At 70.3% G+C, this 19,348-nt stretch carries 24 protein-coding genes; 11 read left to right on the forward strand and 13 right to left on the reverse strand.

Annotated features, from left to right (window positions below; translation table 11 throughout):
- Positions 1-17: 17 nt before the first annotated feature.
- Positions 18-1,433: an MFS transporter gene (locus FZN60_RS03625; RefSeq protein WP_158871176.1), complete on the reverse strand. Its 1,416-nt coding sequence runs from the start codon at positions 1,431-1,433 to the stop codon at positions 18-20.
- A gap of 86 nt (positions 1,434-1,519) precedes the next feature.
- Here FZN60_RS03625 and FZN60_RS03630 point away from each other — a divergent pair, with 86 nt between their 5' ends.
- The 4 genes from FZN60_RS03630 to FZN60_RS03645 all read left to right on the forward strand — a co-directional run bounded on the left by FZN60_RS03630 (position 1,520) and on the right by FZN60_RS03645 (position 4,568).
- Positions 1,520-1,726 (forward strand): hypothetical protein, encoded by a 207-nt coding sequence (locus FZN60_RS03630; protein ID WP_158871178.1) that lies wholly within the window; start codon positions 1,520-1,522, stop codon positions 1,724-1,726.
- A 174-nt stretch (positions 1,727-1,900) separates the two neighbouring features.
- Complete coding sequence (locus tag FZN60_RS03635) at positions 1,901-2,434, forward strand: hypothetical protein (RefSeq protein WP_158871180.1); 534 nt, start codon at positions 1,901-1,903, stop codon at positions 2,432-2,434.
- Between the two features lie 105 nt (positions 2,435-2,539).
- A complete protein-coding gene (locus FZN60_RS03640; protein WP_158871182.1) occupies positions 2,540-3,136 on the forward strand; it encodes a thermonuclease family protein in 597 nt (198 codons plus the stop codon).
- Between the two features lie 127 nt (positions 3,137-3,263).
- Positions 3,264-4,568 carry a class I SAM-dependent methyltransferase gene (locus tag FZN60_RS03645; RefSeq protein ID WP_158871184.1) on the forward strand — a complete coding sequence of 435 codons (1,305 nt, stop codon included), beginning with the start codon at positions 3,264-3,266 and terminating at the stop codon, positions 4,566-4,568.
- Here the strand turns inward: FZN60_RS03645 and FZN60_RS03650 are convergent.
- Positions 4,538-4,942, reverse strand: a complete 405-nt coding sequence (locus tag FZN60_RS03650) for a winged helix-turn-helix transcriptional regulator (RefSeq protein ID WP_422570107.1) — start codon at positions 4,940-4,942, stop codon at positions 4,538-4,540. The genes FZN60_RS03645 and FZN60_RS03650 overlap by 31 nt on opposite strands.
- Positions 4,943-5,075: 133 nt before the next feature.
- Between FZN60_RS03650 and FZN60_RS03655 the strand changes: the two genes are divergently transcribed.
- Complete coding sequence (locus FZN60_RS03655) at positions 5,076-5,915, forward strand: SDR family oxidoreductase (RefSeq protein ID WP_158871186.1); 840 nt, start codon at positions 5,076-5,078, stop codon at positions 5,913-5,915.
- Between the two features lie 71 nt (positions 5,916-5,986).
- Here the strand turns inward: FZN60_RS03655 and sbmA are convergent, their stop codons facing one another.
- The 10 genes from sbmA to hisB form a co-directional block, all read right to left on the reverse strand.
- A complete protein-coding gene (sbmA, locus tag FZN60_RS03660; protein ID WP_158871188.1) occupies positions 5,987-7,258 on the reverse strand; it encodes a peptide antibiotic transporter SbmA in 1,272 nt (423 codons plus the stop codon).
- Between the two features lie 166 nt (positions 7,259-7,424).
- A complete protein-coding gene (gene coaA / locus FZN60_RS03665) occupies positions 7,425-8,381 on the reverse strand; it encodes a type I pantothenate kinase (RefSeq protein ID WP_158871190.1) in 957 nt (318 codons plus the stop codon).
- A complete protein-coding gene (locus FZN60_RS03670; RefSeq protein ID WP_158871192.1) occupies positions 8,381-8,713 on the reverse strand; it encodes a phosphoribosyl-ATP diphosphatase in 333 nt (110 codons plus the stop codon). The genes coaA and FZN60_RS03670 overlap by 1 nt, the downstream gene beginning before the upstream one ends.
- Complete coding sequence (gene hisF / locus FZN60_RS03675) at positions 8,710-9,531, reverse strand: imidazole glycerol phosphate synthase subunit HisF (RefSeq protein WP_158871291.1); 822 nt, start codon at positions 9,529-9,531, stop codon at positions 8,710-8,712. Before hisF ends, FZN60_RS03670 begins: the two co-directional genes overlap by 4 nt.
- Positions 9,532-9,600: 69 nt before the next feature.
- Positions 9,601-9,951, reverse strand: coding sequence for a hypothetical protein (locus FZN60_RS03680; RefSeq protein ID WP_158871194.1), 351 nt, complete (start codon positions 9,949-9,951; stop codon positions 9,601-9,603).
- A gap of 75 nt (positions 9,952-10,026) precedes the next feature.
- Positions 10,027-10,581 (reverse strand): Uma2 family endonuclease, encoded by a 555-nt coding sequence (locus tag FZN60_RS03685; protein WP_158871196.1) that lies wholly within the window; start codon positions 10,579-10,581, stop codon positions 10,027-10,029.
- 82 nt (positions 10,582-10,663) lie between these two features.
- Positions 10,664-11,398: a 1-(5-phosphoribosyl)-5-[(5-phosphoribosylamino)methylideneamino]imidazole-4-carboxamide isomerase gene (gene hisA, locus FZN60_RS03690; RefSeq protein ID WP_158871198.1), complete on the reverse strand. Its 735-nt coding sequence runs from the start codon at positions 11,396-11,398 to the stop codon at positions 10,664-10,666.
- 31 nt (positions 11,399-11,429) lie between these two features.
- Complete coding sequence (gene hisH / locus FZN60_RS03695; RefSeq protein WP_158871200.1) at positions 11,430-12,089, reverse strand: imidazole glycerol phosphate synthase subunit HisH; 660 nt, start codon at positions 12,087-12,089, stop codon at positions 11,430-11,432.
- Complete coding sequence (locus FZN60_RS03700; RefSeq protein ID WP_158871202.1) at positions 12,086-12,565, reverse strand: DUF2628 domain-containing protein; 480 nt, start codon at positions 12,563-12,565, stop codon at positions 12,086-12,088. The genes hisH and FZN60_RS03700 overlap by 4 nt, the downstream gene beginning before the upstream one ends.
- Positions 12,562-13,197 carry an imidazoleglycerol-phosphate dehydratase HisB gene (gene hisB / locus FZN60_RS03705; RefSeq protein WP_158871204.1) on the reverse strand — a complete coding sequence of 212 codons (636 nt, stop codon included), beginning with the start codon at positions 13,195-13,197 and terminating at the stop codon, positions 12,562-12,564. The genes FZN60_RS03700 and hisB overlap by 4 nt, the downstream gene beginning before the upstream one ends.
- 201 nt (positions 13,198-13,398) lie before the next feature.
- On the opposite strand from hisB, the gene hslV reads away from it, so the two are divergent.
- Positions 13,399-13,965, forward strand: coding sequence for an ATP-dependent protease subunit HslV (hslV, locus tag FZN60_RS03710; protein ID WP_158871206.1), 567 nt, complete (start codon positions 13,399-13,401; stop codon positions 13,963-13,965).
- Between the two features lie 13 nt (positions 13,966-13,978).
- Here hslV and FZN60_RS03715 read toward each other — a convergent pair whose 3' ends face one another.
- Positions 13,979-14,947, reverse strand: coding sequence for a sensor histidine kinase (locus FZN60_RS03715; protein ID WP_158871208.1), 969 nt, complete (start codon positions 14,945-14,947; stop codon positions 13,979-13,981).
- 212 nt (positions 14,948-15,159) lie between these two features.
- On the opposite strand from FZN60_RS03715, the gene FZN60_RS03720 reads away from it, so the two are divergent.
- The 5 genes from FZN60_RS03720 to FZN60_RS03740 all read left to right on the forward strand — a co-directional run bounded on the left by FZN60_RS03720 (position 15,160) and on the right by FZN60_RS03740 (position 19,333).
- On the forward strand, positions 15,160-15,831 hold the full coding sequence (locus FZN60_RS03720; RefSeq protein WP_158871210.1) for a TetR/AcrR family transcriptional regulator: 672 nt from the start codon (positions 15,160-15,162) through the stop codon (positions 15,829-15,831).
- Positions 15,813-16,976 (forward strand): isovaleryl-CoA dehydrogenase, encoded by a 1,164-nt coding sequence (locus FZN60_RS03725; RefSeq protein ID WP_158871212.1) that lies wholly within the window; start codon positions 15,813-15,815, stop codon positions 16,974-16,976. The genes FZN60_RS03720 and FZN60_RS03725 overlap by 19 nt, the downstream gene beginning before the upstream one ends.
- Entirely contained in the window at positions 16,976-18,583 is a 1,608-nt protein-coding gene (locus FZN60_RS03730; RefSeq protein ID WP_158871214.1) for a carboxyl transferase domain-containing protein, read from the forward strand. Before FZN60_RS03725 ends, FZN60_RS03730 begins: the two co-directional genes overlap by 1 nt.
- Before the next feature lie 63 nt (positions 18,584-18,646).
- A complete protein-coding gene (locus FZN60_RS03735; RefSeq protein ID WP_158871216.1) occupies positions 18,647-18,898 on the forward strand; it encodes a FitA-like ribbon-helix-helix domain-containing protein in 252 nt (83 codons plus the stop codon).
- Positions 18,899-18,904: 6 nt separating this feature from the next.
- Positions 18,905-19,333: a type II toxin-antitoxin system VapC family toxin gene (locus FZN60_RS03740; RefSeq protein ID WP_158871218.1), complete on the forward strand. Its 429-nt coding sequence runs from the start codon at positions 18,905-18,907 to the stop codon at positions 19,331-19,333.
- Positions 19,334-19,348 lie beyond the last annotated feature (15 nt).

Below are 19,348 nucleotides of genomic sequence, written 5' to 3' on the forward strand. Positions count from 1 at the left end.
GGAGCGGCGGCGCTCCGTCAGCGCGCGGGCAACCGGACGCGCAGAAGCAGCGCGAAGCCGGCCGCGAAGAACAGGACGAGGCCGCCCATGCCGATCCGCGAGGCGGTCAGCGGATCGGTGAAGGCGAGGCTGGCGCTCGTCAGGAGCGCGACGAGGCCGGGCGCGAGAAAGGCCGTCGCCCGCCCCGTGAGGGCGTAGAGCCCGAAGTAGCGGCCCGCTTCGTCCTCGGCGACGGCGCGCGCCAGCATGGCGCGCGAGGAGGCCTGGACGGGACCGAAGGCGAGGCCGACGAGAAGGCCGAAGGCGAGGTAGCTCTTTTCCGCCGCCGTCGCGAAGAGCACGCCCGCCTCGCTCGCCGGCGCCGCGAAGGCGACGAGGCCGAAGAGCGTCGAGCCCGGCTCCGTCGAGGCAAGGCCGAGCGTCGCGACGCCGAGAACGGCGACGCAGGCGAGCACCACCGCCCGCGAGCCGACGCGCGCGTCGAGCGCGCCGGCCAGGAGGCACCCCGCGATGGCCGCGACGTTGAGAAGGATGCCGAAGACGCCGCTCTCGACGATGCTCCAGCCGAACATGCCCGCGGCGAAGGCGCCGCCGAGGACGAGCAGCGCGTTGATGCCGTCCTGGTAGAGCATCCGCGCGAGAAGGAAGCGCACCAGCATCGGCCGCCGGCGCGCGTCCCCGAGGGTCGCACTGAGATCGGCGAGCCCCGCGCGGACCGCCGCGCCGAGCGGCGCGCCGGCGGGCCGGTCGGGGGTGAGAAGAAACATCGGCAGGATGAAGACGAGGTACCAGAGTCCGGCGAGCGGCGCCGACGCGCGGGCGCCTTCGCCGGACGCGGCATCGAGGCCGAAGAGCGGCGCAAGTCCGAGAAGCGTGCGCCCGCTCTCGGGCGAGGCCGCGAGAAAGGCGAGCGTCGCGAACAGGAAGACGAGCCCGCCGGCATAGCCGAGGCCCCAGGCGACGTTGGACACCCGCCCGACCGCCGGGCCGGACACGAGGCGCGGCATCATCGCGTCGTTGAAGACGCCGGACAGCTCGGCCGCGATCTGCGCCGAGCCGACGAGAAGCGCCGCGTAGAGAAGCGGCGAGCCGGCCTCGGCGAACCAGAGAAGCGCCAGCGCCGAGACCTTCACGGCGGCGAGCGCGGCGATCCAGGGCTTGCGCGGCCCCGCCCGGTCCGCCACCGCGCCCAGCACCGGCGAGGCGAGCGCCATGACGAGGCCGGCGACCGTCGCCGTTCCCGCCCACCAGACCTGCCCCGTCGCCGGATCGGGCGCGAGCTGGCCGACGAAATAGGGGCCGAAGACGAAGGTGAGGACGACGGTGAAGAAGGGCTGCGCCGCGACGTCGAAGAGCATCCAGCCCCAGACGCCAGCGCGGCGCAGCGGAGGCTTGTCGCTCGAGGCGGCGGGGGTCGGCTGCGCATGCGTCATCGCGGCGGGATCCGGGCTGGAGGCGTCCGTCCTCTAGCCGCTCGGGGGCGGGGCGGCCAGTCGCCATCGCTCGTCGGAAAGCCGCCTTGACGCGGACCGCGCCGCGACCGACCATCGCGGCCTCGCCGAAGCCCGGCCAGACGGGCGCGGTTCGAACGCGGGAGAACGAGATGGCCAAGGGTCAGATGCGCAGCAACAAGGAAACCCGCAAGCCGAAGGCCGACAAGAAGGCCAAGGCGAGCGCCGCCACCCCGGCCCCGGTCGGCTTCGGCGCCAAGGGCCAGAAGGGCTGAGGCCTGGCATCGCCCGGCGGGACGGCGGCGCCGCCAGCGCGCGGCGCCGCCGTTTCCTTCCATCTACCGAAAGTTTCGCGCTTGCGGCGAGGCGCCGCAATCGAGGCGCGCCCCGCATCCTTCGAGCCGCTTCGCGCATTGCCCGCTCAACATCAGGACGAGCGGAGAAACTCCATGTCGACGACGGCCGAACACACCAATCCCCAGCTCTGGGACAAGGTGAAGAAGAAGGTGACGAGCGGCTCGAAGGGCGGGAAGGCCGGCCAGTGGTCGGCCCGCAAGGCCCAGATGGCGACCGCCGAGTACAAGAAGGAGGGCGGCGGCTTCAAGGGCGAGAAGCGCGCCGACAACTCGCTCCACCAGTGGACCGAGGAGGAGTGGAACACCAAGTCCGGCAAGGCGAGCGGTCAGACTGGCGAGCGCTACCTGCCGAAGAAGGCGCGCGAGCACCTGTCCGACGCCGAGTACACGCGCACCACCGAGAAGAAGCGTCGCGACACGAAGAAGGGCAAGCAGTTCTCCGCCCAGCCCGGCGACGTCGCCGAGAAGACCGCCAAGGACCGCCATCACGGCGGCGCCAAGCCGGCCGCGCGCGGCAAGGGCGCGGAGCGCTCCAAGGCCGAGCTCTACGCCGAGGCCAAGAAGCGCGACGTTGCCGGCCGCTCCAAGATGTCCAAGGCCGAGCTCGAGCGCGCCCTCGCCCACTGACGCACTCGGCGGATCGCGGCCCCTCAAGGCCGCGATCCGCCCGCGGGACTCTGTTCGTTAGGATTTAGATCCTATATGGTGGCGGAAGCTCCTGAAGGCGGCGCCATGTCGATCGTTGATCCCATCCGGTTTTCGTTTGCGGTCCTGGCGGCGGCGCTGGTCCTGGCCGGCGGCGCGTCGGCGGCGGAGGACGACTACCTGGAGACCGTGCCGGGGCCGGTGACGGCGCGCATCCTGAAGGTGCGCGACGGGGACACGGCCGAGGTCGCGGCCTATGTCTGGCCCGGGCAGACGGTCTACGTCGCCGTGCGCCTTCACGGCATCGACGCGCCGGAGCATCGCGGCAAATGCGCGTCCGAGAAGGCGGCCGCGCAGGCCGCGCAGGACCGCTTCGCGGCGCTCGTCGCTGCGGCGAACAACGAGGTCACGCTGACGGCGATCACCGGCGACAAGTATTTCGGCCGCGTTCTCGCCGACATGCGGGCGGGCGACCGCGACGTCGCGCGCACGCTCCTGAACGAGGGCCACGTCGCGCCCTATGACGGCAAGGCACGGCGCAGCTGGTGCAGCCCGGACGCGAGTGCCGAGGCCGTGCCGCCCCGCAGCCCCGACGCCGGTCCTCCGGCTCCGCCCGCGCCGTCCGCCCGGCCCGAGCCGCCGAGGCGCGGCGGGGTGCCGGGCTTTCCCGGCTATCGCGGCTGACAGATTTCCCGGCTAAGAGAAGCCGCGCGCCCGCCCCTGTCGCGCGAGCCGCCAGTCGCGCTATCAACCGCCTGGCTCCATCGGTTTCACGTGGAACGCGACGCGGATGCCGAACGAGGGGGCTTCCATGCGGCACGACGAGAAGCTGGCGGCCCTCGTGCGCGACGCGGCGCTCGCGCTCGATCTCGACGTCGGCCTGCGGCTCTGGACCGGAGAACGGATCGGTCCGGAAACCGGCCCGACGCTGGCGCTGAACGATCCGGCGGTTCTCGCGCGCCTCTGCCTTCGCCCGCGCATCGAGACGGCGGTCGAGGCCTACGTGACCAAGGCGATCGACGTCGAGAACGGCACGATCTTCGATCTCGCGGCCAAGCGCCCGAAGGTCAAGGCCAAGGCGCTTCTCAAGCGGCTCGGGCGGCGGCGCCTCGTCGCCCTCCTGCCCGCCCTGCTGTCGCTCTCGCGCCAGGCGCGGCGCGAAGCGCCGGCGGGCGCCGAGGCCAGTCCCGAGGCTGGCGCCAGCGGCTCCTCGGCGAGCGCCATCCGTTTCCATTACGACGTGTCGAACGGCTTCTACCGGCTCTTCCTCGACGAGCGCATGGTGTATTCCTGCGCCTACTTCACCGAGTGGCACGACGACATCGACCGGGCGCAGGCCGACAAGCTCGACATGATCTGCCGCAAGCTCCGTCTCCAGCCGGGCGAGCGGTTCCTCGACATCGGCTGCGGCTGGGGCGCGCTCCTGATCCACGCGGCCAGGACCTACGGCGTCGCCGGCCACGGCGTGACGCTGAGCCGCGCGCAGTTCGACCTCGCGACCCGCCGCATCGCCGATGCGGGGCTCGCCGATCGCGTCACGATCGAGCTGAAGCCGTTCCAGGAGCTGACCGGCACCTTCGACAAGGTCGCCTCGATCGGCATGTTCGAGCATGTGGGCTTCGCCCATCACGACGAATATTTCGCGGCCGTGCGGCGCCTGCTGCGCCCCCGCGGGCTTTATCTCCACCACACGATCGCCCGCCCCGCCAAGAAGACGCGCCGCGCCTTCCACAAGGGCGGGCCGGAATATCGCGCGATCACCCGCTACATCTTTCCCGGCGGCGAGCTGGACTTCATCGGCCATTCGCTGGAGCGGCTGGAGGCGCACCGCTTCGAGGTCCACGACGTCGAGAACTGGCGCGAGCATTACGGCCGCACCTGCCGCCTCTGGGCGGAGCGGCTCACCGCCCGCATGGACGAGGCGGTGGCGGAGGTCGGCGAGCCGCAGGCGCGGCTCTGGCTCCTGTATCTCGCGGGCTGCGCCCTCGCCTTCGAGCGCGGCACGGTGATGATCAACCAGACGCTGGCGTCCAAGCGCGACAAGCATCTCGGCGCCTCCGGCCTGCCGCCGACGCGGGCCGACCTTTACGCGCCCGCCCCGCCCCGCCCGTCATAGGCGGCCTGCGCGGCGAGGATCGCCTCGATGTTGCGCTCGGCCCAGTGCGCGAAGGCCGACACGGTGTCGGCAAGGTTGAGCCCGAGCGGCGTCAGCGCGTATTCCACCGTCACCGGCACGGTGGGGATCACCGTGCGGGCGACGAGCCCGTCGCGCTCCAGCCGCTTCAGGGTCTGCGACAGGACCTTCTGCGACACGCCCTCGACGTCGCGCCGCAGCCGGTTGAAGCGCACTGTTTCCCCGCGCAGCCGTTCCAGGACGAGCAGCGCCCATTTGTCGGCGAGGCGGTCGAGCACGAGCCGCGTCGGGCAGTTCGCCGCGAAGACGTCGTAGGGCATCGCCACCGCACCCATGATCCGCTGTCCGTCCTGCATCCCGGCCTCCTTCTCTCCGGTTTCCCCGAGGTGACCACGTCACCGCAACGTGCCTTCTTTCGCCGGTCGCGGGATCGGCGTAGATGGTTGCTCGTCGTCACATAGTATCTTCTGGATACCTAGGGAGCATCCCATGGGCAAGACCATTCTCGTTCTCGGCGCCACCGGCACGGTGGGCCGGCCGCTCGTCTCCGACCTCCTGTCGCGCGGACATGCCGTGCGCGCCGCCTCCCGGTCCGGCAACGGCCCCGACGGCACGGTCGGCACGCGCTTCGACTTTGCCGATCCCGCCTCGATCGAGGCTGCGCTCGCCGGCGCGGACGCCGTCTTCCTGATGGCGCCCTCGGGCACGCTCGACGTGCTGGGCGCGCTGACGCCGGTGGTGGAAGCGGCGGCGCGCCGCGGCACCAAGGTCGTGATGCTCTCGGTCTTCGGCGTCGAGGCGGACGACTCCATCCCCTATCGCCAGGTGGAGCTGATGCTGGCGAGGCGCGGCCTGCCGCACGTCGTCATCCGGCCGAACTGGTTCATGGACAACTTCCACACCTTCTGGCGCGCGGGCGTCCTCGCCGGCACGATCCGCCTGCCCGCCGGCGACGGCCGCTCCAGCCTCATCGACGCGCGCGACATCGCTGCGAGCGCGGCGGCCGCGCTCAGCGAAGACCGCTTCGACGGCGAGGCCTTCAACCTCACCGGCCCGGAAGCGCTCTCCTATGCCGAGGCCGCCGAGATCCTCTCCAAGGCGGCCGGCCGGCCGATCCGCTACGAGGCGGTCAGCGACGAGGCCTTCATCGAGGCGGCGACCGCGGCCGGCGCCGATCCCGGCTATGCCGGCTTCCTCGCGGCGATCTTCCACCCCGTGCGCGAGAACTGGACGGCCGCGGTCACGGACGGCGTCGAGCGCCTCACCGGCGCCAAGCCACGCAGTCTCGCCACCTACGCCCGCGACCATGCGGCGGCGCTGAAGGGCTGAGGCCCGACATGAAAAAGGGAGGCGCCGCATCCGGCGCCTCCCTGCGTGCCAAACCGTCGATCCACAGACCGTCAGGGCGCCGCGGCGACCTCGTCCGGCGCGCCGGCGTCGCGGCGGGCGAGGTAGCGCTGGTCGATGTCCGGCAGTTCCTCCCCGGTGATCGCCGCCTCGAAGGCGCGCAGGCGCTTGTGGACCGAGAGCAGCTCGACGATCGTCGACCAGGAATTCACAAGGAACTGGAACGACGAGGTGACCTGGCTGAAGGCGTAGGTGATCTGGTTCATCAGGCCGAGCGTGATCGTGCCCGCAGCGATCGATGGCACCATGATGACCAGCGAGAAGATGCCGTTCGCCTGGATGTAGGTGTAGCGCACGACGTTGAAGTAGACGTAGTGGAAGTACAGCCGGAAGTAGTTGGTCCGCACATTCTGGAACAGGGCCTTCACGGTCAGGGGCTCGGCGCGGGCGGCGTCGTCCTCGCCGTAGACCAGCTCCTTGCGGTAGGCCGCCTCGACGCGCTGGTTGCGGAACTGCAGGCCCGGCAGCTTCATGCCGGCGATGATGAGGGCGAGCGTTCCGAAGACCGACCAGGCGATCGCGGCGACCACGAGCGGATGCTCGATCGGGCCGATGATCGGGAGGGCCGTGATGTTGGCCGAAAGCGCCACCAGCAGCGGCAGGAAGGCGAACAGCGTCATGATGGAGTCGATGAAGGCGACGCCGAGCCCTTCCATGATCTGGGAGAAGCGCATCGTGTCTTCCTGGACGCGCTGCGAGGCACCCTCGATGTGCCGGACCTTCGGCCAGTGCGACATGTAAAAATCGTTCATCGCGTGCCGCCAGCGGAAGATCCAGTGGCTGACGAAGAAGGCGTTGAGCACGGACACGTTCATCGCCACGAAGGCGATGCCGGCGAAGCTGCCGATCTGGCTGTAAAGGTCGGTTTCCGTCGCGGTCACCTGCTTGGACAGGACGTTCTGGATGAAGTCCCAGAACGGGCCGTACCAGGCGTTGATGGCGACCGAGACCTGGACCTGGAAATAGGTGACGAACAGGATCAGCGCCGAGCCCAGGATCGACCAGCGCGCCCAGGGATGCGGTCGGAAGCGGGACCAGAACAGGTAGAAGAGCCCGACCGCGACCCAGAAGTAGATGTAGAACCAGATGAAATCGGCCGACCAGAAGCGCGACACGCCGACCGGCAGCTCGCCGTCGGTGTGCGGCAGCCCGATCAGCGGCCCGATCTCGGAGGCGCCGAGGTACCAGGCGCCGATACACAGCGCCGCCCAGCCGAGAACCGACCAGAAGAACAGTTTCGGTTGGGGAAAGAAGGAAACGAACACGGGGGACTTTGTCCTCGGCAGGGGCGCGGCGCGCGGGCGCGCGAGCGCGGGGGGAACCGGTCGTGAGGCCAGCCTTGCATAGCGCCTTTGACGGGCCGGCGAACGTTAAATGACGGCAAGGAAGGCCGTTCTGCGGCGCTCCGCCACGCGGGGGGCGCGGGGGCGGTCAGATCTTGCGCAGCGCCACCTGCTCGGTGAGGTGGCCGGGCCCCTTGCGCAGGATCAGGTCGGCGCGCGGACGGGTGGGCAGGATGTTCTCGCGCAGGTTGCGCGCGTTGATCGTCTCCCACAGCGTTTCGGCCACCTCCAGCGCCTGCGCCTCGCCGATCAGCGAGTAGCGGCGGAAATAGGAGGCGTCCTGGCGGAAGGCGGTGTCGCGCAGGCGCATGAAGCGCTCGACGTACCAGCGGCGGATGTCGGCCTCGTCGGCGTCGATGTAGATGGAGTAGTCGAAGAAGTCCGAGACGAAGGGGACCGCCTTGCCGTCGCGCGGCATGTCGCGGACCTGGAGGACGTTCAGCCCCTCGAAGATCAGGATGTCCGGCGCCTCGACGCTGACGCGCCCGTTGGGCACGACGTCGTAGACGAGGTGCGAATAGACCGGCGCCTCGACGCGCGGCACGCCCGCCTTCACGTCCGACAGGAAGCGCAGGATGGCGCCGACGTCGTAGCTTTCGGGAAAGCCCTTGCGCTTCATCAACCCCTCGGCCTCGAGCACGGCGTTGGGGTAAAGGAAGCCGTCGGTCGTGACGAGCTGCACCTTGGGACAGGAGGGCCAGCGGGCGAGAAGCTCCTTCAGGAGGCGCGCCGTCGTGGATTTCCCGACCGCCACCGAGCCGGCGATGCCGATGACGAAAGGCGTCTTGCGGTTCTCCTCGCCGCCCAGGAACGCCTGGCGCTGGCGGAACAGGAGCTGCGAGGCCTCGACATGCGCCGACAGGAGGCGCGAGACGGCGAGGTAGATGCGCTCGACCTCGCGAAGATCGACCTTGTCGCCGGTGGAGCGCAGGCGCTCCACGTCCTCCTTCGTCAGGGTCAGCGGGGTGCCGGCGCGAAGCCGCGCCCATTCCTCCGCCGAGAAGACGCGGTAGGGCGAGACTTCAGCTGGCGCGAGCTGATCCATCAGCCGGGATTCCTGGCCGCCTTCTCCTCCAGTCCGGTCTGCGCGGTGCGGCGGCGCAGTTCGGCCATGACGTCGGCGAGCGGCACGCGGCCGATCTCCAGCACCACGAGAAGATGATAAAGCAGGTCCGCGGCCTCCGACGTCAAGCGGGCGGGATCGCCTTCGATCGCCGCGATCACGGTTTCCACCGCCTCCTCGCCGAGCTTCTTGGCGGCGACGGGCTGGCCCTTCCGCTTCAAGCTGGCCGTGTAGGACTTCGGATCGTCGGATGCGGCCCGTTCGGCGACGATGTTTTCGAGATCCGCCAGGGTGAAGCGTTCCGCGCCGCTCATCGCGCCGATCCCTCCCGCACGGCCCGGTTGCCGACGTCGGGCGGGTCGCGGCGCATCGGGATGCCGGCGGCCGCCATGTGCGCCTTGGCCTCCGCGATCGAATAGGTGCCGAAGTGGAAGATCGAGGCGGCCAGCACCGCGGCCGCGCCCCCTTGGGTCACGCCCTCGACGAGGTGGTCCAGCGTGCCGACGCCCCCGGAGGCGATCACCGGCACGTGGACCGCGTCGGAGACGGCGCGGGTCAGGCCGAGGTCGAAGCCCGCCTTGGTGCCGTCGCGGTCCATGGAGGTGAGGAGGATCTCGCCGGCCCCGAGCGACACGACCTTCCGCGCGAACTCGACCGCGTCGATGCCGGTCGGGCGGCGCCCGCCATGGGTGAAGATCTCCCAGCGGCCGGGCTCGCTCTCCGCGCTGACGCGCTTGGCGTCGATGGCGACGACGATGCACTGGTCGCCGAACTTGTCGGCCGCTTCCGCCACGAATTCGGGCCGGGCGACGGCGGCGGTGTTGATCGACACCTTGTCGGCGCCGGCCAGGAGCAGGTTGCGGATGTCCTGAACCGCCCGCACGCCGCCTCCCACCGTCACCGGCATGAAGCAGCCCTCGGCCGTGCGCGCGACGACGTCGAGCAGCGTGCCCCGGTCGTCGGAGGACGCCGTGATGTCGAGGAAGCAGAGCTCGTCGGCGCCCGCCGCGTCGTAGGCGCGGGCGACCTCCACGGGATCGCCCGCGTCGCGCAAGGCTTCGAAGTTGACGCCCTTGACGACGCGGCCGTCCTTGACGTCGAGGCAGGGAATGATGCGGGCTTTCAGCGTCATGCCCGCCTTGAGCGGCATCCGCCGGCCTCCGTCAAGGGCCGGCGGCGCGATTTCGGGGCGGGCGGCGCCTTATTTCGGGTTGGTCTGACGGACCACGGTCGTGTTGGTCTCGCCGGTCTGGGTGGCCGAGATCGCGTTGTCGGTGGCGCGCTGGTTGGCGCGGATCGTGTTGGTCTCGCCGGTCTGCGCCGCCTCCACCGCATCGGTCTGCCCGCGCTGCTGGACGTGGGTGACGCTGTTCTTGTCGTTGCCGGTGGTGAAGACCTTGTCCTTCTGCGGCGCGTTGCCGGCCTGATCGCGCTGGTTGATCAGGAGCTTGTTGCTGGCCGCGTCCTGCTCGACGGAGACCTGGGCCGAAGCCGCGCCGGAGGCGAGAAGCGCGCCGGCGAGGGCGAGGCCGAGAGTACGAGAGATCGTCATGATGATGGTACCGCTGTCGCAATCGTCCCTTGCGAGCGGGTGGAATGGTCGGGCGCCGGGCCGGGTTCCCGATCGTCAGGCGATGCCGCGATAGAGCTCGGCGAGCGGCAGCTCGATTCCGAAGCCCGCCAGCGGCAGGACCGCGTCGTGACCGGTGATCATCTCGGGCGATCCGAACGCCCCATCCTCGCCGCGTCGCCAGAGCCAGACGCGCGGCTCGTCCTGGGACAAGACGACGTAGTGAAGGAGCGCGGGAAGCGCGGTGTATTCCTGCATCTTCTCGCCGAAGTCCAAGGCGACGGAGGACGGGGAAAGGACCTCGCCGATCAACAAGGCTTCCGCCGTCGCCAGATCACGCGGACCGATGCCGCGCGGCGAAACCATGACATCGGGATAGCGAATGCCGAACGGCGTCCGAACAGCGAAATCAGCGGGCGTGACGCTGTAGCGATCGGCAGGCAGGCGCAGCTTGAGGAGAAAGAGAAGTTGCCCCGCCAACTCGGCATGCTGGTGCGAGCCACCGATCATCTCGACGATCCTTCCCCGCACGAACTCGCGACGGCCTTCCCGCCCTTCGTTCCAGGCAAGGAAGTCGTCGGCCGTGCGGATCGTCGGGACCTGGATGTTCATGCCCTCAACATAGGGCAAGCCGGCGCTTCGTTGAACTGACGAACCGCCATGGCGCCGGTTTCACGTGAAACCGCGAGCCGCCTCACCCCTGCAGGATCGCCAGCGCCTCGCGCGCGTCGATGCGCCCGTCGTAAAGCGCCCGGCCCGAGATCGCGCCCTCCAGCTTTGCGGCGTCGGGCTGCGTCAGGCGCCTGATGTCGTCGAGCGACGCGAGGCCGCCGGAGGCGATGACGGGGATAGCGATGGCCTCGGCAAGGGCGATCGTCGCCTCCCAGTTGATGCCGGCGAGCACGCCGTCGCGGTCGATGTCGGTGTAGATGATCGCGGAGACACCGGCATCCTCGAAGCGCCTGGCGAGGTCGGTCGCGGTGAGCTGCGAGGTCTCGGCCCAGCCCTCCACCGCGACCTTGCCGCCCTTGGCGTCGATGCCGACGGCGACCCGGCCCGGAAAGCGCCGCGCCGCCTCGCGCACGAGAGCGGGATCGCGCACCGCGACCGTGCCGAGGATGACGCGCGACAGGCCGAGGCTCAGCCAGCGCTCGACGTCGGCCAGCGTGCGGATGCCGCCGCCGAGCTGCACCTTCATGGTTTGGCCGACGGCGGCGAGGATCGCCTCCACCGCCGCGCCGTTCACGGCGCGGCCCTCGAAAGCGCCGTTGAGGTCGACGACGTGGAGATGGGTGAAGCCGTCGGCCAGGAAGCTTCGCGCCTGCGCCGCAGGGTCCTCGTTGTAGAGCGTCGCCTCCTCCATGAGGCCGAGCTTCAGGCGCACGCAGGCGCCGTCCTTCAGGTCGATGGCGGGAAACAGGATCGGCATGGAAACGGACCGGATGAGGGGCCGTGGACGCTCAGGGCGCCCAGGCGAGGAAGTTGGCGAGGAGCTTCAAACCGAGGGTCTGGCTCTTCTCGGGGTGGAACTGCGTTCCCGCGCGGTTGTCGTGCGCCACCATCGCCGTCATCGGCCCGCCATAGTCGACGGTGGCGAGAACATCGGCTGGGTCCTGCGCGGCGAGGTGGAAGGAATGAACGAAATAGGCGTGGAGCCCGGTCTCGCCCGTCGGGATGTCCTTGAGGAGCGGATGCCCGGGCGCGCGGGCGGACAGCGTGTTCCAGCCGATCTGCGGGATCTTCAAGCCGGGATCGGCCGGCTCCATCCGCGCGACGTCGCCGGCGATCCAGCCGAGACCGGGGGTGATCGCCTTCTCCAGCCCGCGGCTCGCCATGAGCTGCATGCCGACGCAGATGCCGAGAAAGGGGCGGCCGCGGCGCTCCACCACCTCGCGCAGCGCCTCCACCATGCCGGGCACCGCGTCGAGGCCGGCGCGGCAGTCGGCGAAGGCGCCGACGCCCGGCAGAACGACGCGGTCGGCGGCGCGCACGGCCTCGGGATCGCTGGTCAGGAGAACGCGCGCGTCCGAGCCTCCTTCGCGGGCGGCGCGCTCGAAGGCCTTGGTCGCCGAGCGCAGGTTGCCGGAGCCGTAGTCGATGATCGCGAGGGTGCCGCTCATGCCGGGCGCCCTCCGCCGAAGAAGCCGCCGAAGGAGCCCGTCCGCGGCGCGAGGGCGGCTGGAGCGGAGGCAGCAGAGGCAGCGGGGGCGGCGCTGTCCAGGGCCGAGCGGCTCGTCGCGCCGGCGTAGTAGCGCAGCTCCGCCTCGTCGCGATTGTCGGCCATGACGGTGCCAGCTTCCCGCCAGCCGGCGCGGCGCAGGCGTGCCGCGCGGCGCTCCGGCCCCTCCAGGCCGATCAGCAGCGCGAGAAGAAGCGGCAGGACGTTGCCGGCGAGCGCCCAGCCCTCTGCCCGCTCCAGGACGCCGAGGCTGGCCACGAGCGCGATCACGACGATCGCTTCCAGCCAGAGCCGGTTCCACAGGAGCCAGAACGGGCCGAACAGGAAGGCGGGGATGGAGAAGCGGTCGCGCAGGAACACGGCGCCGGCCGTGCGGCCTGTCGCGTCCTTCGGCTCGAAGACGGTCCAGGCGCTCACGCGAGCATCCCCTTGGTGGAGGGCACGCGCCCGGCCTGGCGCGGGTCGTGCGCGATCGCCGAGCCCAGGACACGCGCCACCGCCTTGAAGCAGGTCTCGGCGATGTGGTGGGCGTTGAGGCCGTAGAGGTTCGTCACGTGCAGCGTCAGCCCGGCATTCTGCGCGAGGGCCTGGAAGAACTCGCGCACCAGCTCGGTGTCGAAGGTGCCGATCTTCTGCGCCGGGAACTCCGTCCGGAAGACCAGGAAGGGCCGGCCCGACACGTCGATCGCCGCGCGCGTCAGCGCCTCGTCCATGGCAAGGTCCAGCGAGGCGTAGCGCACGATGCCGCGCCGCTCGCCGAGTGCCTGGCGGATGGCCTGCCCCAGCGCGATGCCGACGTCCTCCACCGTGTGGTGGTCGTCGATGTGGAGGTCGCCCTTCGCCTCGATCTCCATGTCGATCAGCGAATGGCGGGCGAGCTGGTCGAGCATGTGGTCGAAGAAGCCGACGCCGGTCGAGACGCGGGCCTCGCCGGTGCCGTCGAGATCGACGGCGACGCGGATCGCAGTCTCCTTCGTGGTGCGCTCGACGTGACCCCGGCGCCCGCCGGCACGTGGCGTCGGGGAAGCGGGGGCGGCGCTGTCGGTCATCGCGAAGGGTTCCGGCTCGGGCGGGATGGTCGGGCTCGCCGCACCCCTTACCAACCTTCGGGCCGCCGCGCCAAGGCTTGGCGCGGCTGGCGCGGCCTTTTGCAGGATGCGGCGGCGCACCCCATATGGGCGGCGAGACCCACGGCCGCGCCGGTCCGCTTGCAAGGAGGGACGGGCGACGGCGCTATCGAAAGACCATCCATGAACGCGCAAGCGCACGATCCCGCCACCATGTACGGCACCACCATCGTCACCGTCCGCAAGAACGGGCGCGTGGTGATCGCCGGCGACGGTCAGGTGTCCCTCGGCAACACGGTGATGAAGGGCAATGCCCGCAAGGTCCGCCGCATCGGCAAGAACGGCGCGGTCATCGCGGGCTTCGCGGGCGCGACCGCCGATGCCTTCACGCTGCTGGAGCGGCTCGAATCCAAGCTCGAGCAGTATCCCGACCAGCTGATGCGCGCCTGCGTCGAACTCGCCAAGGACTGGCGCACCGACCGCTATCTCCGGCGCCTCGAGGCGATGATGATCGTCGCCGACAAGAACATCACCCTGACACTGACCGGCAACGGCGACGTTCTGGAGCCGGAAGCCGGCGTCATGGCGATCGGTTCTGGGGGCAACTACGCCCTCGCCGCGGCGAAAGCCCTCGCCGACACCGACTTCCCGGCCGAGGAGATCGCCCGGCGCGCCATGAAGATCGCGGCCGAGATCTGCATCTACACCAACGACAACGTCATCCTCGAAGCGATCGACGAGGCCGGCTGAGGCCGGAAGCCCGTCAGGGCTTGAAGGTCAGCCGCGTCACGGCCCCGGTCTCGTTGGCGTAGGCGACCTCGCCGCCAATCCGGGTGGCAAGCCCCCCGACGATGCGCTGGCCGAGCGAGCCGCGATTGGTGCCGAGGCGCGACAGGTCGAAGCCGACGCCGTCGTCCGCGACCGTCATTCGCACCCGGCCGCCTCCGGCCGGCTCGAAGACGACGCGGATGAGGCCGCCGCGCCCGCCGGGAAAGGCGTGCTTCAAGCTGTTGGTGACGAGCTCGACGAGGATCAGCGACAGCGTCGACAGGCGGTCGAGGCCGAACACGAAGCCGGGCGCGCTCACCTCGACCCGGACGCCCGACGCGTCGCTGGACGCCAGAACGTCCTCGCACAGGTCCTGAAAGGTGCGCTCGGCGGGCCGGTTGGCCGTGTCCGGATCGTAGAGCCGGCGATGGATCCGCCCGATCGTGTCGATGCGCGCCTTGGCCTCGTCGATCGCCGCCGAGGCGGAAGCGGGATCGTGGGCGAGCTTGCGCTTCTGAAGGTTGAGGAGGCTGGAGACGAACTGCATGTTGTTCGCCACGCGGTGCTGCAGCTCCTGGAACATCACGCGCTGCTGCTCGTAGAGCCCGCCCGACACGCCCCGCTCGCGCTCCAGCGCCCGGACCGTCGTCGTCGCCACGTGGATGAAGAGGAGATCCACCGCGATCACGAAGACGTAGAAGGCGAGCGCCACCAGAACGGAAGAGCTCAGCGAGAAGGTGCCGAAGGGCGGGATGAACCAGTACCAGGCGCCGAGGCCCGACAGGACGGCGCAGAGCGCGCCCGGGCCGGTGCCGGCGAAGAAGGCCGTCAAGACCACGGCGGGAAAGTAGGTGAGGTAGGGAAAGCCCGGCGGCAGGAGGCCGTCGGACAGGAAGCGCACGACCGTGGCGAGGGCGAAGGCGAGAGCGGCCAGCCCCCAGCCGAGCCCGGGGAGCGCCTGCATGCGTTCCGCCAGCTTGAACAACCCCGTGCGTTTCGATCCGACCCTTCGGCCCGCGAAGCATCGTTTCGCCGGCCAAGCATCCCCGCTCCTCTCATGAGGGCAAAGTCCTTCCGCCGCAAGCGCTTCCTCGATAGCGGGGCAACCCACTTGCACGGGGCCCCGCCCCGGCATATGAATGAACGACCGTTCATTTCATCGGCTTGGGAGGGCCCGTGGAAGCGTTCGCCGACAAGCAGGCCGGACCGGCCGCCGCCTCTGCCGCCGGGACAACGGCCCGCGGCGAGGCGACGCGCGACGCGATCCGCCGCGCGGCCGAGGCGCTGTTCGCCGCCCAAGGCTTCTCCGCCGTCTCGATGCGCGACATCGCCGCCCGCGTGGGTGTTCGGGCGAGCGCCCTCTACAACCACTTTCCCGCCAAGCAGGACATCCTCGCCGAGCTGATGGAGACGCATCTCCTGCGGCTGACGGCGGCGCTGGATGCGGTTCTGCCCGGCGCGGAGGCGAGCCCGGCGGCGCGCCTCGCCGCCTTCGCCCGCTTCCACGTGCGCTACCATTTCGACGCCGCCGACGCGGTGTTCCTTTCCTACATGGAGCTGCGCAGCCTCGCGCCCGAGAACCGCGCCCGCATCAACGCCTTGCGCGGCGCCTATGAGCGGCGCCTGCGCGACATCCTGCGCGACGGGCAGCGCTCCGGCGCCTTCCGCATCGAAGACCCCACCATCGAAGCCATGGCGCTGATCGCCATGCTGACCGGCGTCACCACCTGGTACGACCCGGCGGGCCGGCTCTCGCGCGAGGCGATCGAGGACATCTACGTCGCCATGGCCGCGCGCAGCGTCGGCCTGGATCACGAGGAGGAGGCGTCATGTTCGAGCGGGGCCTGAACTTCGGTCTGCCGGACGAGGTCGAGGCGCTGCGCGACATGGTGCGCCGCTTCGCCGGCGAGCGCATCGCTCCCCGCGCGGCGCAGATCGACCGCGACAACGCCTTTCCGAACGAGCTCTGGGCGGAGATGGGCGCTCTCGGCCTTCTCGGCGTCACCGTCGAGGAGGAGTTCGGCGGGGCGGGCATGGGCTATCTCGCCCACTGCGTCGCCGTGGAGGAGATCAGCCGCGCCTCGGCCTCGGTCGGCCTCTCCTACGGCGCCCATTCCAACCTCTGCGTCAACCAGATCCGCCGCAACGGCACGCCGGAGCAGAAGCGGAAATACCTGCCCAGGCTCATCTCCGGCGAGCATGTCGGGGCTCTCGCCATGTCGGAGACGGGGGCGGGCTCGGACGTCGTCTCGATGCGCCTTCGGGCCGAGGCGCGGGGCGGGGATTTCGTGCTCAACGGCTCGAAGATGTGGATCACCAACGGGCCGGACGCCTCGACCCTTGTCGTCTACGCCAGGACCGAGCCGGAGGCCGGCCCCCGCGGCATCACCGCCTTCCTCGTCGAGCGCGGCATGGCGGGCTTCTCCACCGCGCAGAAGCTCGACAAGCTCGGCATGCGGGGATCGAACACCTGCGAGCTCCTCTTCGAGGACTGCGTGGTTCCCGCCGAGAACATCCTCGGGCGCGTCGGCGGCGGCGTCGAGGTGCTGATGAGCGGGCTCGACTACGAGCGCGTCGTGCTGGCCGCCGGGCCGCTCGGCATCATGGCCGCCTGCCTCGACCTCGTCGTGCCCTTTCTTCACGAGCGCGAGCAGTTCGGCCGGCCGATCGGCGAGTTCCAGCTCATGCAGGGCAAGCTCGCCGACATGTACGTCCAGGCCAATGCCACGCGCGCCTACGTCTACGCCGTCGCGGCGGCCTGCGACCGCGCCGAGACCAGCCGGCAGGACGCGGCGGGCTGCATCCTCTACGCCGCCGAGGCCGCGACGCAGATGGCGCTGCAGGCGATCCAGGCGCTGGGCGGCGTCGGCTACACCAACGATTATCCCGCCGGGCGCCTGTTGCGCGACGCCAAGCTCTACGAGATCGGCGCGGGCACCTCCGAGATCCGCCGCATGCTGATCGGCCGCGAGATCTTCCGGGAGAGCGCCTGATGCCCGTGATCGCCTCCGCCATCTCGACCCGCTCGCCCGATTTTGCCGCCAACCGCGCGGCAATGCTGGAGGCCGAGGCGCGGGTGCGCGAGGCGGCGCGGGCCGCGCTCGCGGGCGGCGGCGAGGCGGCGCGGGCGCGCCACGTGGCGCGGGGCAAGATGCCGCCGCGCGAGCGCGTGGAGCGGCTCCTCGATCCCGGCTCGCCCTTCCTGGAGATCGGCCTGCTGGCCGCGCACGGCCATTACGGCGGCGAGGTGCCGGCGGCGGGGCTCATCGCCGGGATCGGGCGCGTCTCGGGGCGCGAGGTGATGGTGGTCGCCAACGACGCGACGGTGAAGGGCGGCACCTACTATCCCCTCACCGTCAAGAAGCACCTGCGCGCGCAGGAGATCGCGGACGAGAACCGCCTGCCCTGCCTCTACCTTGTCGATTCCGGCGGCGCGAACCTGCCCAATCAGGACGAGGTCTTCCCCGACCGCGACCATTTCGGCCGGATCTTCTTCAACCAGGCGCGGATGTCGGCGGACGGCATCGCACAGATCGCCGTCGTCATGGGCTCCTGCACGGCCGGCGGCGCCTACGTGCCCGCCATGAGCGACGAGACGGTGATCGTACGCGGGGGAGGCACGATCTTCCTCGCCGGCCCGCCGCTCGTGCGCGCGGCGACAGGCGAGATCGTCTCGGCCGAGGAGCTCGGCGGCGCGGAGGTGCATGCCCGCCAGTCCGGCGTCGCCGACCACATCGCGGAAAACGACGCCCACGCCCTCGCCATCGCCCGGCGCATCGTCGCGAACCTCAACGCGCGGAAGCGCCCCGCGATCGCAGTCGAGACGCCGTGCGATCCGGCCTACGATCCGGCCGAGATCCCCGGCATCGTGCCCGCCGACCCGCGGCAACCCTACGACGTGCGCGAGGTCATCGCCCGGCTCGTCGACGGCTCCCGGCTGGACGAGTTCAAGGCGGCTTACGGCGAAACGCTGGTCTGCGGCTTCGCGCATCTCCACGGCATGCCCGTCGGCATCCTTGCCAACAACGGCGTCCTCTTCTCCGAAAGCGCCGTGAAGGGCGCCCACTTCGTCGAGCTCTGCTCGCAGCGCAAGGTGCCGCTCCTCTTCCTCCAGAACATTTCCGGCTTCATGGTCGGCCGCGCGGCGGAGGCCGGCGGCATCGCCAAGCACGGCGCCAAGCTCGTCACGGCCGTCTCCACCACGGCGGTGCCGAAGGTGACCATGCTGATCGGCGGCTCCTACGGCGCCGGCAATTACGGCATGGCCGGCCGCGCCTTCGGGCCGCGCTTCCTGTGGAGCTGGCCCAACGCGCGCATCGCCGTCATGGGCGGCCCGCAGGCGGCGGGGGTGCTGGCGCAGGTCCGCCGCGAGGCGATCGAGCGGCGGGGGGAAAGCTGGAGCGAGGCCGAGGAGGAGGCCTTCAAGCGCCCGACGATCGAGCAGTTCGAGCGGCAGAGCGACCCGCTCCACGCCTCCGCCCGGCTCTGGGACGACGGCGTCGTGCCGGCGGCCAGGAGCCGCGAGGTTCTCGCTCTGTCCTTGTCGGCCGCGCTGAACGCGCCGATCGGCGACACCCGCTTCGGCCTCTTCCGGATGTGACGACGATGATGCGCCACCACCTCCGATCGGCTATCATGATGCCTTCACCAGGAGGCATGCCCCATGGCCCAGGTCACCGTCCGGCGTCTCGACGACGCCGTCCTCGACAAGCTCAAAGCCCGCGCCAAGGCCAACGACCGCTCCACGGAAGCCGAGATCCGCGAGATCCTGCGCGCGGCGGCGGATGGACCGGTGCCCGGGCAGCGGAAGCGTTCGTTGCGCGAGCTCATGGGTTCCGCCCCCAGCGACCGCACGGTCGAAGAGATCGTCGCGGACATCCGAGCGCTGCGGGACGAATGGGAAGACCGGGGCTGACGCAGCGTGCCCTCTCCAGCGATCTACTACATCGACGCAAACGCCGCGATCGCGATGATCGAGCGCACGCGGCCACTCAACCCTGCGCAGGACGCCTTTGTCGATGGGATCGACGACGGAGCGATCCGAGTCGTGTCGAGCGACGTCGCTTTGCTGGAATGCTTGGTGAAGCCCCTGCGCGACAAGGACACGACTCTCGCCCAATCGGTGTTCGACTTCTTCGACGGCGTGGTGGCGCGCCTCATCCCGTTGGACCGCCACGTCATCCTGCAAGCGGCGGAGCTTCGCGCCGCGAATCGCCTCACCCTACCCGACGCCCTGCACGTCGCCTGCGCGCTGGAAGCCGGTTGCACGGTGTTCCTCAGCGCCGATCGGCGACTGCGCGTGCCGGACGGCATGACGCGGCTCGCTTTCGACGAGCTGACGCTGCCCTGAGCCTATGCGGCGGGA

The sequence above is a fragment of the Antarcticirhabdus aurantiaca genome (assembly GCF_009765365.1).
In the GTDB taxonomy this organism is placed as follows: Bacteria; Pseudomonadota; Alphaproteobacteria; order Rhizobiales; family Rhizobiaceae; genus Antarcticirhabdus; species Antarcticirhabdus aurantiaca.

What these genes read in the sequence shown, in the direction of transcription:
- FZN60_RS03625 (WP_158871176.1), bottom strand. Translation starts at nt 1,433, where the DNA reads ATGACGCATGCGCAGCCGACCCCCGCCGCCTCGAGCGACAAGCCTCCG.
- FZN60_RS03635 (WP_158871180.1), top strand. Translation starts at nt 1,901, where the DNA reads ATGTCGACGACGGCCGAACACACCAATCCCCAGCTCTGGGACAAGGTG.
- FZN60_RS03640 (WP_158871182.1), top strand. Translation starts at nt 2,540, where the DNA reads ATGTCGATCGTTGATCCCATCCGGTTTTCGTTTGCGGTCCTGGCGGCG.
- FZN60_RS03645 (WP_158871184.1), top strand. Translation starts at nt 3,264, where the DNA reads ATGCGGCACGACGAGAAGCTGGCGGCCCTCGTGCGCGACGCGGCGCTC.
- FZN60_RS03650 (WP_422570107.1), bottom strand. Translation starts at nt 4,942, where the DNA reads ATGCAGGACGGACAGCGGATCATGGGTGCGGTGGCGATGCCCTACGAC.
- FZN60_RS03655 (WP_158871186.1), top strand. Translation starts at nt 5,076, where the DNA reads ATGGGCAAGACCATTCTCGTTCTCGGCGCCACCGGCACGGTGGGCCGG.
- coaA (WP_158871190.1), bottom strand. Translation starts at nt 8,381, where the DNA reads ATGGATCAGCTCGCGCCAGCTGAAGTCTCGCCCTACCGCGTCTTCTCG.
- FZN60_RS03670 (WP_158871192.1), bottom strand. Translation starts at nt 8,713, where the DNA reads ATGAGCGGCGCGGAACGCTTCACCCTGGCGGATCTCGAAAACATCGTC.
- hisF (WP_158871291.1), bottom strand. Translation starts at nt 9,531, where the DNA reads ATGACGCTGAAAGCCCGCATCATTCCCTGCCTCGACGTCAAGGACGGC.
- FZN60_RS03680 (WP_158871194.1), bottom strand. Translation starts at nt 9,951, where the DNA reads ATGACGATCTCTCGTACTCTCGGCCTCGCCCTCGCCGGCGCGCTTCTC.
- FZN60_RS03685 (WP_158871196.1), bottom strand. Translation starts at nt 10,581, where the DNA reads ATGAACATCCAGGTCCCGACGATCCGCACGGCCGACGACTTCCTTGCC.
- hisA (WP_158871198.1), bottom strand. Translation starts at nt 11,398, where the DNA reads ATGCCGATCCTGTTTCCCGCCATCGACCTGAAGGACGGCGCCTGCGTG.
- hisH (WP_158871200.1), bottom strand. Translation starts at nt 12,089, where the DNA reads ATGAGCGGCACCCTCGCGATCATCGACTACGGCTCCGGCAACCTGCGC.
- hisB (WP_158871204.1), bottom strand. Translation starts at nt 13,197, where the DNA reads ATGACCGACAGCGCCGCCCCCGCTTCCCCGACGCCACGTGCCGGCGGG.
- hslV (WP_158871206.1), top strand. Translation starts at nt 13,399, where the DNA reads ATGAACGCGCAAGCGCACGATCCCGCCACCATGTACGGCACCACCATC.
- FZN60_RS03715 (WP_158871208.1), bottom strand. Translation starts at nt 14,947, where the DNA reads ATGCAGGCGCTCCCCGGGCTCGGCTGGGGGCTGGCCGCTCTCGCCTTC.
- FZN60_RS03725 (WP_158871212.1), top strand. Translation starts at nt 15,813, where the DNA reads ATGTTCGAGCGGGGCCTGAACTTCGGTCTGCCGGACGAGGTCGAGGCG.
- FZN60_RS03730 (WP_158871214.1), top strand. Translation starts at nt 16,976, where the DNA reads ATGCCCGTGATCGCCTCCGCCATCTCGACCCGCTCGCCCGATTTTGCC.
- FZN60_RS03735 (WP_158871216.1), top strand. Translation starts at nt 18,647, where the DNA reads ATGGCCCAGGTCACCGTCCGGCGTCTCGACGACGCCGTCCTCGACAAG.